Below are 15,808 nucleotides of genomic sequence, written 5' to 3' on the forward strand. Positions count from 1 at the left end.
AGTCGTTACCAGGCGGTTTCGAATGCTTAACCGCTGGGCATGAGCCGTAAGCGCCGCGGGCAACGACGCCCGTCAAGCATCTGAAGCACCCTGAAGTAGTGGGCGACGACGCCTCCTGCGCCCCGGTCGACCGACACAGATCTGTCCGGTCGGCTCCCCCTTGATCGCGTTCGATCACGCCACCGCGTGCGGCCACCCCCTCCGCGCCGTGGCGTCCGCATGTTGGGACGAAGTATCCGCTTCCCGAGAATCGTTCCATCATGTAACCTGCACGAAATTTTGCACCTTACGCAGAGGGCCAGCGTCGTCCCTCGGCAATTGCATATGCCAGATGACGACGACGGGAGAGCCGATGCGTACGCCGCGCCAGCCGTCCCAGCACTCCACGAATGGCCAGAAGTGGTCGTTCATGGATGCTCGCCCTGCTGCGCAGGGTATGTACGACCCCCGCAACGAGCGCGACGCCTGTGGCGTCGGCTTCGTGGCCACCCTCACCGGCGAGGCGAGCCATGCGCTGGTCGAGCAGGCGCTCACGGTTCTGCGCAACCTGGAGCACCGCGGGGCGACCGGTTCGGAGCCCGACTCGGGTGACGGCGCCGGCATCCTGTCGCAGGTGCCCGACGCGTTCTTCCGTGAGGTGGCCGGATTCGAGCTGCCCGAGGCCGGCTCGTACGCCGTCGGTATCGGCTTCCTGCCCGAGGAGGGCACCGAGGACGCCGTCGCCCGTATCGAGGCCATCGCCGCCGAGGAGGGCCTGACCGTCCTCGGCTGGCGCGAGGTGCCCGTCGCCCCCGAGCTGCTCGGCGCGACCGCCCGCTCGACGATGCCCGCCTTCCGCCAGATCTTCGTCTCCGACGGCGCCGCGGTGCCCGCCAAGGACATCGACCTCGACCGCAAGACGTTCGTGCTGCGCAAGCGCGCCGAGCGCGAGGTCGACGTCTACTTCCCCTCGCTCTCCGCGCGGACCATCGTCTACAAGGGCATGCTGACCACCGGCCAGCTGGAGCCCTTCTTCCCGGACCTGTCCGACCGCCGCTTCGCCTCCGCGATCGCGCTCGTGCACTCCCGGTTCTCCACCAACACGTTCCCGTCGTGGCCGCTCGCCCACCCGTACCGCTTCGTCGCGCACAACGGCGAGATCAACACGGTCAAGGGCAACCGCAACTGGATGGTGGCCCGCGAGTCGCAGCTGGCCTCCGACCTGTTCGGCCCGCAGGACAAGCTGGACCGGATCTTCCCCATCTGTACGCCCGACGCCTCCGACTCGGCGTCCTTCGACGAGGTGCTGGAGCTCCTCCACCTCGGTGGCCGCTCCCTGCCGCACTCCGTGCTGATGATGATCCCGGAGGCGTGGGAGAACCACGACTCCATGGAGCCGGCCCGCCGCGCCTTCTACCAGTTCCACTCCACGATGATGGAGCCCTGGGACGGCCCGGCCTGTGTCACCTTCACCGACGGCCGTCAGGTCGGCGCGGTCCTCGACCGCAACGGCCTGCGCCCCGGCCGCTACTGGGTCACCGACGAGGGCCTCGTCGTCCTCGGCTCCGAGGTCGGCGTCCTCGACATCGACCCCGCCAAGGTCGTCCGCAAGGGCCGTCTGCAGCCGGGCCGGATGTTCCTCGTCGACACCGTCGAGCACCGCATCATCGAGGACGACGAGATCAAGGCCCAGCTCGCCGCGGAGAACCCGTACGCGGAGTGGCTGGAGGCCGGCGAGATCGAGCTCTCCGACCTGCCCGAGCGTGAGCACATCGTGCACACCCACGCCTCGGTCACCCGCCGCCAGCAGACCTTCGGTTACACCGAGGAGGAGCTGCGCGTCATCCTCGCGCCGATGGCCAAGGCCGGCGCCGAGCCCATCGGTTCCATGGGCACGGACTCGCCGATCGCCGCGCTGTCCTCCCGGCCGCGTCTGCTGTTCGACTACTTCACCCAGCTCTTCGCGCAGGTCACCAACCCGCCGCTGGACGCCATCCGCGAGGAGCTCGTCACCTCGCTGCGCTCCTCGCTGGGCCCGCAGGGCAACCTCCTGGAGCCGACCGCCGCGTCGTGCCGCAGCGTCACCCTGCCCTTCCCGGTGATCGACAACGACGAGCTGGCCAAGCTCATCCACATCAACGCCGACGGCGACATGCCCGGCATGAAGGCCGCCACGCTCTCCGGTCTCTACCGGGTCTCCGGCGGCGGTGACGCCCTCGCCGCGCGCATCGAGGAGATCTGCGCCGAGGCCGACGCCGCCATCGAGAACGGCGCCCGGCTGATCGTCCTCAGCGACCGCCACTCGGACGCCGAGCACGCGCCGATCCCGTCGCTGCTGCTCACCGCGGCCGTCCACCACCACCTGATCCGCACCAAGCAGCGCACCCAGGTGGGCCTGCTGGTCGAGGCCGGTGACGTCCGCGAGGTCCACCACGTCGCCCTGCTCGTCGGCTTCGGCGCCGCGGCCGTCAACCCGTACCTGGCGATGGAGTCCGTCGAGGACCTCGTCCGCGCCGGAACGTTCCTCTCCGGTATCGAGGCCGAGCAGGCCATCCGCAACCTGATCTACGCCCTCGGCAAGGGCGTCCTGAAGGTCATGTCCAAGATGGGCATCTCCACGGTCGCCTCCTACCGCGGCGCCCAGGTCTTCGAGGCCGTCGGTCTCGCGGACGAGTTCGTGGAGAAGTACTTCAACGGCACGGCCACCAAGATCGGCGGCGTCGGCATCGACGTCATCGCCAAGGAGGTCGCCGCCCGCCACGCCAAGGCGTACCCGGTCAGCGGCATCGCGCCGGCCCACCGCGCCCTGGAGATAGGCGGCGAGTACCAGTGGCGCCGCGAGGGCGAGCCGCACCTGTTCGACCCGGAGACGGTCTTCCGCCTCCAGCACTCGACCCGGACGCGCCGCTACGACATCTTCAAGCAGTACACGGACCGCGTGAACGAGCAGTCCGAGCGGCTGATGACGCTGCGCGGCCTGTTCGGCTTCAAGGCCGGCGAGGGCCGGGCGCCGATCTCGATCGACGAGGTCGAGCCGGTCTCCGAGATCGTCAAGCGCTTCTCGACCGGCGCCATGTCGTACGGCTCGATCTCGCGCGAGGCGCACGAGACGCTCGCCATCGCCATGAACCAGCTGGGCGGCAAGTCCAACACCGGTGAGGGCGGCGAGGACCCGGACCGTCTCTACGACCCGGCGCGGCGCTCGTCGATCAAGCAGGTCGCCTCCGGCCGCTTCGGCGTGACCTCCGAGTACCTGGTCAACGCGGACGACATCCAGATCAAGATGGCCCAGGGCGCCAAGCCCGGTGAGGGCGGTCAGCTGCCCGGCCACAAGGTCTACCCGTGGGTCGCCAAGACGCGTCACTCGACGCCGGGCGTGGGCCTGATCTCCCCGCCGCCGCACCACGACATCTACTCCATCGAGGACCTGGCCCAGCTGATCCACGACCTGAAGAACGCGAACCCGCAGGCGCGGATCCACGTGAAGCTGGTCTCCGAGGTCGGCGTCGGCACGGTCGCGGCCGGTGTGTCCAAGGCGCACGCGGACGTCGTCCTCATCTCCGGCCACGACGGCGGAACGGGCGCCTCGCCGCTCACCTCGCTGAAGCACGCGGGCGGCCCCTGGGAGCTCGGCCTCGCCGAGACCCAGCAGACCCTGCTGCTCAACGGCCTGCGCGACCGCATCGTCGTGCAGACCGACGGCCAGCTGAAGACCGGCCGTGACGTCGTCATCGCCGCGCTGCTCGGCGCCGAGGAGTTCGGTTTCGCGACCGCGCCGCTCGTCGTCTCCGGCTGCGTCATGATGCGCGTCTGCCACCTGGACACCTGCCCGGTCGGCATCGCCACGCAGAACCCGACGCTGCGCGACCGGTTCTCCGGCAAGGCCGAGTACGTCGTGAACTTCTTCGAGTTCATCGCCGAGGAGGTCCGCGAGATCCTCGCCGAGCTGGGCTTCCGCTCCATCGAGGAGGCCGTCGGCCACGCCGAGGCGCTCGACGTGACCCGCGCGGTCGACCACTGGAAGGCGCAGGGCCTGGACCTGGAGCCGCTGTTCCACGTGCCCGAGCTGCCCGAGGGCGCCGTCCGCCACCAGCTGATCGAGCAGGACCACGGGCTGGAGAAGGCGCTCGACAACGAGCTGATCAAGCTCGCCGCCGACGCGCTCGCCGCCTCGGACGCCACCGACGCCCAGCCGGTGCGCGCCCAGGTCAAGGTCCGCAACATCAACCGCACGGTCGGCACCATGCTCGGCCACGAGGTGACGAAGAAGTTCGGCGGCGCCGGTCTCCCCGACGACACCATCGACATCACCTTCACCGGCTCGGCGGGCCAGTCCTTCGGTGCCTTCCTCCCGCGCGGTGTCACGCTGCGCCTGGAGGGCGACGCCAACGACTACGTCGGCAAGGGCCTCTCCGGCGGCCGGGTGATCGTCCGTCCCGACCGGGGCGCCGACCACCTCGCCGAGTACTCGACCATCGCGGGCAACACCATCGCCTACGGCGCGACCGGCGGCGAGCTGTTCCTCCGCGGTCGTACGGGCGAGCGGTTCTGTGTCCGTAACTCCGGCGCCCTGGTGGTGTCCGAGGGCGTGGGCGACCACGGCTGCGAGTACATGACCGGCGGCCACGCGGTCGTCCTCGGCGAGACGGGCCGCAACTTCGCGGCCGGTATGTCCGGCGGCATCGCGTACGTCATCGACCTGAACCGCGACAACGTCAACGCCGGCAACGTGGGCGCCGTCGAGGCCCTCGACGACACCGACAAGCAGTGGCTGCACGACGTGGTGCGCCGCCACGCCGAGGAGACCGGCTCCACGGTCGCCGAGAAGCTGCTCGCCGACTGGGACGTGTCCGTGGGCCGCTTCAGCAAGATCATCCCCAGCACGTACAAGGCAGTGCTCGCCGCCAAGGCCGCCGCCGAGCAGGCCGGTCTCTCCGAGACCGAGATCACCGAGAAGATGATGGAGGCGGCGATCAATGGCTGACCCGAAGGGCTTCCTGAACCACGGGCGCGAGGTCGCCAAGTCCCGCCCCGTCGACGTACGGCTGAAGGACTGGAACGAGGTCTACGTTCCGGGCTCGCTGCTCCCGATCATCTCGAAGCAGGCGTCCCGCTGCATGGACTGCGGCATCCCGTTCTGCCACAACGGCTGTCCCCTCGGGAACCTCATCCCCGAGTGGAACGACTACGCCTACCGCGAGGACTGGGGCGCGGCTTCGGAGCGTCTGCACGCCACGAACAACTTCCCGGAGTTCACGGGCCGTCTGTGCCCCGCTCCCTGTGAGTCGGCGTGCGTCCTCGGCATCAACCAGCCGGCCGTCACCATCAAGAACGTCGAGGTCTCGATCATCGACAAGGCGTGGGACAGCGGCGATGTCGCGCCCCAGGCCCCGGAGCGCCTCTCCGGCAAGACGGTCGCGGTCATCGGCTCGGGCCCGGCGGGTCTCGCCGCCGCCCAGCAGCTGACGCGGGCCGGTCACACCGTCGCCGTCTACGAGCGCGCGGACCGCGTCGGAGGCCTCCTCCGCTACGGCATCCCCGAGTTCAAGATGGAGAAGCGGCACATCAACCGCCGTATCGAGCAGATGCGCGCGGAGGGCACCCGCTTCCGCACGGGCATCGAGATCGGCCGCGACCTCAAGGCGACGGACCTGAAGAAGCGGTACGACGCCGTCGTGATCGCCGCGGGTGCCACCACCGCCCGTGACCTTCCGGTGCCCGGCCGCGAGCTGAACGGCATCCACCAGGCGATGGAGTACCTGCCGCTCGCCAACAAGGTGCAGGAGGGCGACTTCGTGGCGCCCCCCATCACGGCCGAGGGCAAGCACGTCGTGGTCATCGGCGGCGGCGACACCGGCGCGGACTGCGTGGGCACCGCCCACCGCCAGGGCGCGGCCTCCGTCACCCAGCTGGAGATCATGCCGAAGCCGGGCGAGGACCGCGCCCCGAACCAGCCGTGGCCGACCTTCCCGATGCTGTACAAGGTCACCTCCGCGCACGAGGAGGGCGGCGAGCGGGTCTACTCCGTCTCCACCACCCACTTCGAGGGCGACGAGGACGGCAACGTCCAGTGGCTGCACCTCATCGAGGTCGAGTTCGTCGACGGCAAGCTGACGCAGAAGGCCGGCACGGAGCGGAAGATCCCCGCCCAGCTGGTCACCCTGGCGATGGGCTTCACCGGCACTGACCGCGAGAACGGCCTGGTCGAGCAGTTCGGCCTGGACCTCGACGAGCGCGGCAACATCGCGCGCGACGCCGACTTCCAGACCAACGTGCCGGGCGTGTTCGTGGCCGGTGACGCGGGCCGCGGCCAGTCCCTCATCGTGTGGGCGATCGCGGAGGGCCGCTCGGCCGCCCGCGGCTGCGACCGCTTCCTGACGGGCGCGAGCGAACTGCCGGCCCCGATCCGGCCGACGGACCGCTCGCTGATGGTCTGATCCACCGGACCGACACGGGACGGTGACCCCCGCCGGGTCACCGTCCTCCACACACGTCCCGTACAACGGCGTACGGAACACAGACGGCGCCTGCCCACCAGTCCCCGACCGGACGCCTGGGCGGGCGCCGTCGCATGTGCGGGTCGCGACCCGTCTACTTGCCGGGGGCCAGCCAGGTGATGACGACGGCGGCCGCGATCGCGACGACGCTCGCCAGGCCGAGCCAGCGGGCCGCCTCGACCAGCCGCCACACCGTCCGGGTGCGCTCCTTCTCGTACGTCAGGAGCCGGTTGGGCTCGCTGTAGACCTCGACGCCCGGTCTGCTGTCGGTCGCCAGGACGCTGAGCCAGGTGGCGACGATCAATCCGGCGAAGCCGCCGATCAGCAGGGAGATCACCGCCCAGCGCGGGCAGCCGGACATCTTGCTCAGATCTTCCTGCCCCTTCAGGACGAAGACCGCTGCCAGGAGTCCGGTGAGCGAGGACAGGTAGGTGCGGTAGCCCTCCGCCTGTTGGACGGCGAGGCGGAGTTGCTGGTGCGGGTCGCGCATCTGCTGGGCCCGGTCCTCGGCGTCGCAGAGCTGCTCGAAGGTGAAGCGGGGAGGCGGTGTCGGCATGTGCTGCCTCAGTTCTCTGCGGTGAGGTGGGCCGGCGGCGGAGCGAGCGTCAGCAGGGCGCCGCAGCCCCGGCGCTGGGCCGGACGGGGCTGGTGGTAGCTCTCACAGGCGCAGGACATGTTCCAGACGTCCGGCTCGTCGGGCTTCCTGCGGCGGCCCAGGAAGCCTGCGCCCTTGGCGATCAGGGGCTGGATGGGGCCGAAGGAATGGGTCATGGCGCACTCGCACGCCGGGCAGGTTCCGGAGACCGTCAACTCCCGGTCGGCATCGCCCGCCCGGGCGCTCCACTGGAAGGTGTGAACACCGGGGTACGGGTGTCGGTGGTACGGCTTCGGTTCGGTCATCAGGCAGAAGCCTTTCCGGTGGCCGGGGCGGTCGGTGCGGTCTGCTGAGGAAGCTCGGGCGCTTCGGCGGGCTCGGGCAGCGTGAGCGCGAAGAGCCTGGCGAAACGTCCCAGGCGTTCGCGTACGTCGGCCTCGCCGAGTTCGGTCTCCTCGGCACACAGCGCGATGTGGTCCTCTGAGACGGCCTCGGCGAGGGCGGGGGCGCGGCCGGTGAGCCGGGTGGTCAGGATGATGACGTCGGCCCAGTCCGGGACGATCTCCCGCTCGGCACCCTCGGGCGGGTCGACCGTGACGTCGAGACCGAGGCAGGAGAAGGGCGAGTAGCGGTCGTAGGCCTCGGCCAGGGTCCACTCGAAGCGCCCGGCGACCAGGACGAGTTCGAGGGGGCCGAGGGCGCCGGGTCCCAGCAGGCCCTCGTCGAAGGCGGCGAGGTCGAAGTCGGTCGGCTCGAAGCCGACCAGGTGGTCGGCGCCGGGACCCTGGAAGTCGCCGGGCAGTTCGACGCCTCCCGCGGCACACAGCCTGGCCACATGGTGGAACGCCTTGTCCAGGGTGCGGAAGCCGTCCCGACGGCGCTCGATGGCGAACCGCAGGAGGTCCATGACGGACAGGTCCTCCTTCAGCCGCGAGGGGCCGGAGACCATGCCGAAGAGTGTGGGCTCCGCGTCGGAGAGGAAGTCGAAGTCAGCCTCGTTCAGCCGCAGATCGTGGAACTCCGGGGGGAGATCCGGGACGCGCAACTCCAGTGCCGTGTCCAGACCTCTCAACTCCTCGGCGACAGCGCCCAGTTCCAGTTCGAAGTGCGCCGCGAGGGCCATCAGGTAGGCGACGGTGACGCCGTCCTGGTCGAAGCGGCAGTTGGCGATGGTGTTCGGCAGGGGGTAGGGGCGCAACAGGCGGAACTGGGGCGCGGTCGCCTGTCGTTCCAGCGCTGTCATGTCGGCTCCCCGCAGGTCGAGCAGGCCGCAGGCGTCCAGCGCGCGGACGGCGGCGCGCAGTTCGTCGACGGTCGACGGGCCCGCGTGGAAGGCGCCCACCAGCTCCCATCCGGAGACGGGGGTGGTACTGATCTCAGGGTGTCTGGAGCGCTCGTGCAGGAGCCCGTAGATCCACTCGGGCACGTTCCAGTCGGCGGCCTCGTCAGGCACCGCGGGTGTGTGCACACCGGTGATCCCGGTGGCCGAGTTGATGCGGTGCGCGGTTTCCCCCGGTGAGGCCCCGGAGAGGTGCGAGATCTCGAACAGGTGGTAGGTCGGGATCTCGCCCTCGTGCCAGGGGCGCTGCCGGTCGAAGTCCTGCGAGAGCAGATGCCCCAGTGCCGGCGGCAGGGTGTTCGCGTCGATCGCCTCCGGGGTCGGGGGCGCCTCCAGGGAGTACCCGAGACAGCTGAGCTGCTCCACCTGCTGCGCCAGTTCACCCACCGGGAAGGAGGCCGTGCTGCGTGACAGGAGATCCACCGGCCCGAGGGAGCCGGGCAGCCAGTCGAAGTTCTGTGTCCAGGGGGAGCTGGGGAACCTGTTCTGCCCGAGCGCCAGCCGGACCACCTCGGCTCTGGTCAGGCGGAGTCTGACGATCTCCTCGGGCAGCGGGGGCAAGGGGGGAACCGTCGGGTCCACCGCACGCAGCCGGGGGAGCAGGGCGGCCGTCTCCCCGAGCGAGAGACCGTGCAGCGCCGAGGCCACGAGCAGGGGGGCGTGCCTGGCGGGGGGCTGGCGCCGCTTCCGGGTGTGTCTGCGGGCGAACAGCACGATGCTGTCGGAATGGACCGGCGAGGGCGAGAAGTACCCCTGGATCGAGGTGTAGCCGTAGTAGAGGTCGGCCTCCTCAGGGGTGACGAAGTGATCGCCGAGGGCTCTGATGTCCGCCACCTCCGGCACCTCGATCCCGGTCACGGCGTAGCGGCGCAGTGAGCGCAGCACCTCGCGGACGGGGCGGCGCGACTGCGCCGCGGCGTGCAGGACGGTCTGCCAGCCCTTGAGCGTCAGGTCCTGGAAGAGCAGGGCGTCGAGTTCCCGGGGCTGCGGATAGCCCTTGGGGGCGAAGGGTTCCCGGGCCTGCTTCACGCCCAGCACCGTGGATCGCCACCGCTTGATCAGCGCGTCCTCATGTCTTCTGCCGGGGAGGAACTCCTGTCCGCCGTAGAGATCGGAGGCAGCCCTCGCGTCGGAGGGCAGACAGCCCAGGGTGCCGAGCGAGGCTCTGTCGTGGGCCAGCTGCCGCTCGCTCTCCATGTCGAGGATCACCTGGGTCTCCTCGGGCAGGGACCCGAGGACACGGACCGCCACCCGCGGACTGCGGCGTGCCAGTTTCCACAGCCACGACACCGACAGGTCCGCCAGCTGCGGGGCCGCGGCCGGAATGCCGTCCAGTACCTCCTTCATCACCAACTCCTCGTCGTGGGACAGGAGATGGTTCCGGTCGACACTGGGCACCGGAGCATGCCGTTCCCGCAGGTTGACCACGTATCCGTACGCATTCGGCGCCTGGGAGACGAGGAGACCGTCCAGGAGGAGCTGGCCCTCTCCCTGGACGAGCCATGCCTCCACCGGACCACCCTGCTCGCTGTGCAGCGCGACGGGCGGCACCCGCCACCCCTCCTGGACGGCCAGTTGCCCGGCCTCCCAGCTGACCTTGCGGGCCGTGCCGTCCTGGGTGGTCCTCTCCTCCGCCCGTACGGCGTACTCGGTCACCCACAGGTGCGTCCGCAGGGTCTCCAGCAGGGAGGGCACCTGTTCGCCCTCGCGGGGCTCGGCCAGGTACAGCCGTACGCGGGTGCCGCCGTCCTCCGGGACCTGGGGATCGTCGGAGGTGTTGATCTGCAGGAGGCCGGAGCCGGAGCGGATGTCGACCCGCAGGGCCGGTTCCGAGGCGACACGGCCCGTGGTGTCGACGGCGCGGGTCCAGACCACGACCTCGTCGGCCAGCATGAAGTAGCTGAACACACCGATGCCGAAGCGGGAGTTGAGGGACTTGTCGACGATTCCGGCGCGACGCCAGTTGCGGCGCTCCTGCACGAACTCGGGATCCTGCTCGTAGCGCTTGCCCGCCCTCGCGAACATCGAGGTGAGCCGAGAACGGCTCATCCCGGACCCGTTGTCCAGACACTCGACATAGGGCCGGACCCCGTCCCAGCCCTGGGTGAAGAGGATCTCTCCGTCCCAGGTGGAACGGATGTTGCCGTAGCGGCGGCGCATCTCGCGGTAGCGGCAGGCGTCGAGCGCGTTCTGGTACAGCTCGCGGATGGCGAGCATCCGGTCGCCGTACAGCTGTGTGCCCATGAGCAGGGGCCGGATCTCGTCCTCGGCGAGACGGAAGCGCTCCAGCGGTTCCTGGTAGCGGCCGGGCAGGGCGCGCAGTTCGTCCGTCGTCACCCGGTCCGGGAGCCCACGCAGCAGGGGCTGCGCCGCCGCGTCCTCGCTCAGGGCCTGGACCGTCGCGTCCGCTGCCGAGGTCAGCTCCTCGATGGCCGCGTGCAACGCCGGATGCGGACAGCGAAGCCGTACGGCGAGGCCCCGGCCACCGGTGCGGTCGTCCGTGTCGTCGTAGTCGAGGCCGGCGAGCGCACCCGCCACTTCCTCGGCGCGCAGGGGTTCGTGCGCCCCGAGGTGGTCGACCAGGACACTGGAGAGCCTGCGCGGGCTCGCCGCGAGCAGACCGGCGGTCCACAGCAGACGGGCCAGCTGGAGTCCGCGCCAGTGGTTGCCGCGTACGGGTCTGGCCTCCTTCTTCCACTGGTCGTCGTGCAGTGCGTCGTTGACCCGGGGGCTGAGCCCGGGCTTCACCGTCAGATGCCCCAGCACCTGCCGCACGAGGGTGTCGATCTCCTGCCGCTCCTCGGGGGGCCTGCGGGTGGGGGTCGCGACGTCGGCCGCGGCCTCGACGGCCTCCACCACCTTGTCGATCAGGTCGTCGACATCGGTGCGGTGCTTCTCGTCGCGCTCCCACGCCCCGTCCCACTCGTTGATGAAACGGTGCCGCAGCCAGTGGTCCGCAGCGATGAATGCCTGGTCGAGTCCGCGGCTGCGCAGGGTCTCGGCGGTGCGTACGACGAGGGAGTGGGCGCGGCACACGTCGCGGGCGGCGTCCCGGACGAGCCGCTGCCGCTTCTCGCCGTCCCGCTGTCCGGTCTCGTCGGCCTCCTCGCTCCCGCGCGGGCCGGGGTCGAACCGGTCGGGCAGCAGCCTGGCCAGCTGGGTCAGGGTGATGGCGACGATGCCCTCCTGGACGATGGCCGCCGAGAGCAGGCACGCCGTCTCGGCGGGGGAGAGGCGCTCGTCGTCCCGCCGTAGGCCGGCCCTGGCCACCAGGTCCGTGAGCCGGGCGTCCAGCCGCTCGGGGTAGAGCGAGTCGTGCCACGGGTCGTCCCGGTACGCGCGGGTCTGCTCGCTGCTGTCGACGACCCAGCGCACCAGCTCGGCCAGGCTCTCCTTGACCCGCTGGTGGATCTCGGGTCTGCCGGAGGTGTGCTGCCAGAGCCCGGAATCATGGATGATCCGGGTCCAGTCGAGGGTCTGTTCGGTGCCCTCGCAGACGACCGGATCACGGTACTCGCCGCCCTGAGAGGGCTCCGGTCGCCGCAGCCCGACCGAGGGCGGCGCCACCTGAGGGCTGCGGGACGCGAGCTGCCCCAGCTCGTCCTCGGCGAAGTCGGCCACCTGGCGAAACGTGGTGGGCGGATTGACCCGGGACAGGGCTGCGGCGAGGGCCCGCGCGAACCAGCTGCCCTCCACGGGATCGGCGTAGGCGCGCTGCCCCGGGCCACAGCTGTAGAGCCAGTAGGCCTCCTCCCGCCCGGCCCAGCTGGGGTCGGTCGTGCCGGAGACCGGGCCGGGCTGCTCCGACCGGCAGACGTCGAGGCACACGATCGCCGTGACGCCCGCGGGCAGGACGCTCAGCAGATGGGCGGGGTCGGCCCGCAGCAGGGTGGGCTGGAGCAGGCCCCGGCTGCCGTCGGCGCCGGCGGCTCCTGGCTGGCTGTCGCGCAGGACCAGATGGTCCCGGCCGTCGATCGTCGCTCCGTGACAGGAGAAGTAGAGGAAGGCGGTGTCGCCCGGCTCGCAGTCCGTCAGGAAGTTGGTGATCGCCGCGAGGACGGAGGTGAACGAGGTGTCGTCGCACGCCTTGACGACGTCGTAGTCGGACTGGTCCAGAGCCTGGGCGATCAGGTCGACGTCCCGTTTGGCGAAGTCCAGCGGCGGGAACGCCTCGGCCAGTTCGGGGTGCTTCGCCAGGGACGGCGTCTCCGTGACCCCGATCAGCAGCGCGCGGCGCCTGCCCGCGACCGCCACGTCTCGTTCCGCACCCACGTATCGCCCCTCCCGTCGAACGCTGCGGAGCACATCATCCCAGAAGTGGCAGGCGGGGCGGGTGGGTTGACGTGCGGTGCGAGCGGGCGGCGGGCGGGGCCTCGGGCCGCCACGGCGGCGACCCCCGGACCTGCCGACCGGCCTCAGCCCGTCATCGCCGCCGCCTTCGCGAGCGCCAGCACCACCAGCAGGGCCAGCACCCCCACACACGCCCCCGCCTGTACCAGCACCCGCCGTCGGTCCCGGGGGGCGTACGCGAAGGCGAGGGCCACGAGGCCGCCCGTGAGGAGGCCGCCCAGGTGGCCCTGCCAGGACGTCACGACCGCCGAGACGACCAGCCAGATCAGCAGGCCCGCCATGAAGCGGTTGATGCCCGCAGGGTCCGCGCCGAGGCGGCGGGCCAGGACGTAGTACGCCGTGCAGACGCCGAAGATCGCGCCGGAGGCGCCGACCGTGCTGGCGTCGGGGGCGAGGAGGAGGACCAGGACGGAGCCGCCGAGGGCGGAGAGGAGGTACAGGCTGAGATAGCGGGCCCGGCCCAGCTGCGCCTCCACCACGCGGCCGACGTTCCACAGCGTGACCATGTTCATCACGATGTGCAGGATGCCGAACGTGCCCTCGGTGGGCGGGATGTGCAGGAAGGCCCCGGTGAGGAGGCGGTACCACTCGCCGTCGATCACGCCTTCGAGGTGGAAGTCGGCCGGGTAGGCGCTCTGCCACACGTAGTGCAGACCGTCCGGGCCGGCGAGGCCCCGGCCCAGCATCGCGAAGTCGTCGACGACCGACGGGCGGAGCAGTTCGGCGACGTACGCCACGACGTTCAGGCCGATCAGGACGTACGTCACCAGCGGGACCGCCGAGATCCGGCCGCCGAAGGCCGTGCGGGCCTCGCGGACCGTTCTCGCGCCCTCCTTGACGCACTCCGGGCACTGGTGGCCCACGGCCGCGTCGCGCATGCAGTCCGGGCAGATGTACCGCTCGCAGCGGGTGCAGCGGACGTACGACTCCACCTTCGGGTGGCGGTAGCAGGTGGTGACGGCGGGGTCGGACGACGACGGGGACTCGGGTTCCACGGCCGGCTCCTTGAGGGTGCGGGGCTGATGACGAGCCGGTGAGGACGGCGGCGAACAAAATAGCGAACGAAGTCGGGTGCGCGGGGACGGGGTGGTGTCCGGAGTGCCCTAGCCTCTGGGTTCCGCAGACGTCTGGGCCAGGAGAGTGTCGTATGTCCGCGATCAGCCTCAGCAAGATGCAGGAGACCGCCCCCGCGCTGGTCGACCTCTACAAGGCTGCCGGCGTCTCCCTCGACAAGCATGGGCTGAGGGGGCAGCGGGCCGCCGTCTATCTGGTGGTCGATCACAGCGGATCGATGCGGCCCTACTACCGGGACGGCAGTGTGCAGGCTCTCGCCGATCGTGTGCTCGGACTGTCCGCGCAGCTCGACGACGACGGGAGCGTGCCGGTCGTCTTCTTCTCCACCGGCGTGGACGCGGTCACCGAGATCGGTCTCGCCGATCACCGCGGGCGGATCGACCGTGTCGTGGCCGGGCTGGGACACATGGGGCAGACCAACTACCACCTGGCCATGGACGCCGTCATCGACCACTATCTCGCCTGTGGCGCCGAGGACCCGGCCTTCGTGGTGTTCCAGACGGATGGCGGGCCGACCAGCAGAATCGCCGCCGAACGGTACATGTGCAAGGCCGCCCGCCTCCCTCTCTTCTGGCAGTTCATCGGTTTCGGCGACCCCGGCAGCAGGCAGTTCGACTTCCTGCGCCGACTCGACGAGTTGGCCGTGCCGGGAAAGCGGGTCGTCGACAACGCGGGTTTCTTCCATGCCGGTTCGGATCCGGGGGCCGTGTCCGACGGGGAGCTGTACGACCGATTGCTGGGGGAGTTCCCGAGCTGGCTGGTGGCGGCGCGGGCGCAAGGGATCGTGCGGTAGAGGGCCGCGAGAAGCGGACCTGGCCGGGGCTCCGGCGCCGCCACCGCGACAGCGACAAGGAAGGTGGCGTACGGCTTCCGGATCCGGCCCCTCGGCCGGCTGTGCGGCCGGTTCGTCCGCGCCATGTGCCGGCCCGGGACGCGGAACCCAGAACCCGGGTCGAGGAGGGCGAGGAGCACCGCGAGATCACCCGCGGCGGTCGCGGGTGCCGCCGCTGAGGATCATGTCGCGGCACTCGGCCGGGGTGCCCCATGCGCTCCGCAGCGCGCGTGCCTTGGTCAGCCAGAGCGACAGGTCGTACTCCGCCGTGTAACCGATCGCGCCGTGCAGTTGCAGCGCCGTGCGCGCGGTCGCGTACGCCGCCTCGCACGCCGCCACCTTGGCCGCCGCCGCGTCCGCCGGGTCCAGGGTGACCGCCGCCCCGAAGACCAGCGGGCGCGCGAACTCCAGGGCCACCTTGGCGTCCGCCAGCCGGTGCTTCACCGCCTGGAACGAGCCCACCGGCACACCGAACTGGGTGCGCTGCTTGACGTACGCCACCGTCCTGTCCAGGAGGGACAGCCCGACGCCGAGCGCCTGGGCGGCCACCGCGAGACGGGCCCGGACGAAGGCGTGGGGGAGGGGCGCGTGAGGGGCGAGGAGTTCGCCGCCGGGGGAGAGGCGGGTCAGGCGGCGGGCCGGGTCCAGGGAGGGGCGCACGGGGCCGTGGCCGGGCGCCAGGCGCAGTCCGCCCGTCGCCGGATCGAGGGTCAGCCGGGTCTCCGCCGCATCCCCGTCCAGCGCGTACGCCCCCGGCGCCGGCGCCACCGTGGCCATCGCCTTCCCCGACACCAGCGCCGGAAGCAGGCGCTCGGCCGGGCCCGGGTCGTCCAGACCGGCCAGGAGGCCCGCCGCCACCACCGTCTCCACGAGCGGGCCGGGAACCGCGTGCCGCCCCAACTCCACGAAGGCGACGGCCAGTTCGACGGGGAGTGGGCCGACCCCCTCGTACGCCTCCGGCGCCGCCAGCGCGAAGACGCCCGCGTGCGCGAGGCGCTCCCACAACGCACGCCCTGCCTCGTGCTCCCCGCGCCCCCAGGCCCGTACGACGGCGGGTGTGCCGGCGGCCGTCAGCAGGGCGTCCAGCGACTCGGCGAACGCCCGCTGCTCGGTGTCCAGGAGGAAGCGCATCGGCGGCGGCC

The 15,808-nt window shown here is 71.0% G+C and carries 8 protein-coding genes; 3 read left to right on the forward strand and 5 right to left on the reverse strand.

Going from position 1 to position 15,808, the window contains the following annotated elements:
• Positions 1-352: 352 nt before the first annotated feature.
• The gene (gene gltB / locus ACZ52C_RS03135; RefSeq protein ID WP_469073420.1) at positions 353-4,963 is read left to right on the forward strand and encodes a glutamate synthase large subunit; all 4,611 of its coding nucleotides are present in this window, start codon (positions 353-355) and stop codon (positions 4,961-4,963) included.
• Entirely contained in the window at positions 4,956-6,416 is a 1,461-nt protein-coding gene (locus ACZ52C_RS03140; protein WP_469073123.1) for a glutamate synthase subunit beta, read from the forward strand. Before gltB ends, ACZ52C_RS03140 begins: the two co-directional genes overlap by 8 nt.
• A gap of 154 nt (positions 6,417-6,570) precedes the next feature.
• On the opposite strand, the gene ACZ52C_RS03145 is transcribed toward ACZ52C_RS03140, so the two are convergent.
• From ACZ52C_RS03145 to ACZ52C_RS03160, 4 genes are all read right to left on the reverse strand, one after another.
• Positions 6,571-7,032 carry a hypothetical protein gene (locus ACZ52C_RS03145; protein ID WP_469073124.1) on the reverse strand — a complete coding sequence of 154 codons (462 nt, stop codon included), beginning with the start codon at positions 7,030-7,032 and terminating at the stop codon, positions 6,571-6,573.
• Between the two features lie 8 nt (positions 7,033-7,040).
• On the reverse strand, positions 7,041-7,376 hold the full coding sequence (locus ACZ52C_RS03150) for a hypothetical protein (protein WP_469073125.1): 336 nt from the start codon (positions 7,374-7,376) through the stop codon (positions 7,041-7,043).
• Entirely contained in the window at positions 7,376-12,682 is a 5,307-nt protein-coding gene (locus ACZ52C_RS03155) for an HD domain-containing protein (RefSeq protein ID WP_469073126.1), read from the reverse strand. The genes ACZ52C_RS03150 and ACZ52C_RS03155 overlap by 1 nt, the downstream gene beginning before the upstream one ends.
• Positions 12,683-12,825: 143 nt before the next feature.
• Entirely contained in the window at positions 12,826-13,755 is a 930-nt protein-coding gene (locus ACZ52C_RS03160; protein ID WP_469073127.1) for a rhomboid family intramembrane serine protease, read from the reverse strand.
• 152 nt (positions 13,756-13,907) lie between these two features.
• On the opposite strand from ACZ52C_RS03160, the gene ACZ52C_RS03165 reads away from it, so the two are divergent.
• On the forward strand, positions 13,908-14,627 hold the full coding sequence (locus ACZ52C_RS03165; protein WP_469073128.1) for a vWA domain-containing protein: 720 nt from the start codon (positions 13,908-13,910) through the stop codon (positions 14,625-14,627).
• 186 nt (positions 14,628-14,813) lie between these two features.
• Here ACZ52C_RS03165 and ACZ52C_RS03170 read toward each other — a convergent pair whose 3' ends face one another.
• A complete protein-coding gene (locus ACZ52C_RS03170; RefSeq protein WP_469073129.1) occupies positions 14,814-15,797 on the reverse strand; it encodes an acyl-CoA dehydrogenase family protein in 984 nt (327 codons plus the stop codon).
• Positions 15,798-15,808 lie beyond the last annotated feature (11 nt).

It is taken from the genome of Streptomyces sp. NPDC034049 (assembly GCF_055575575.1).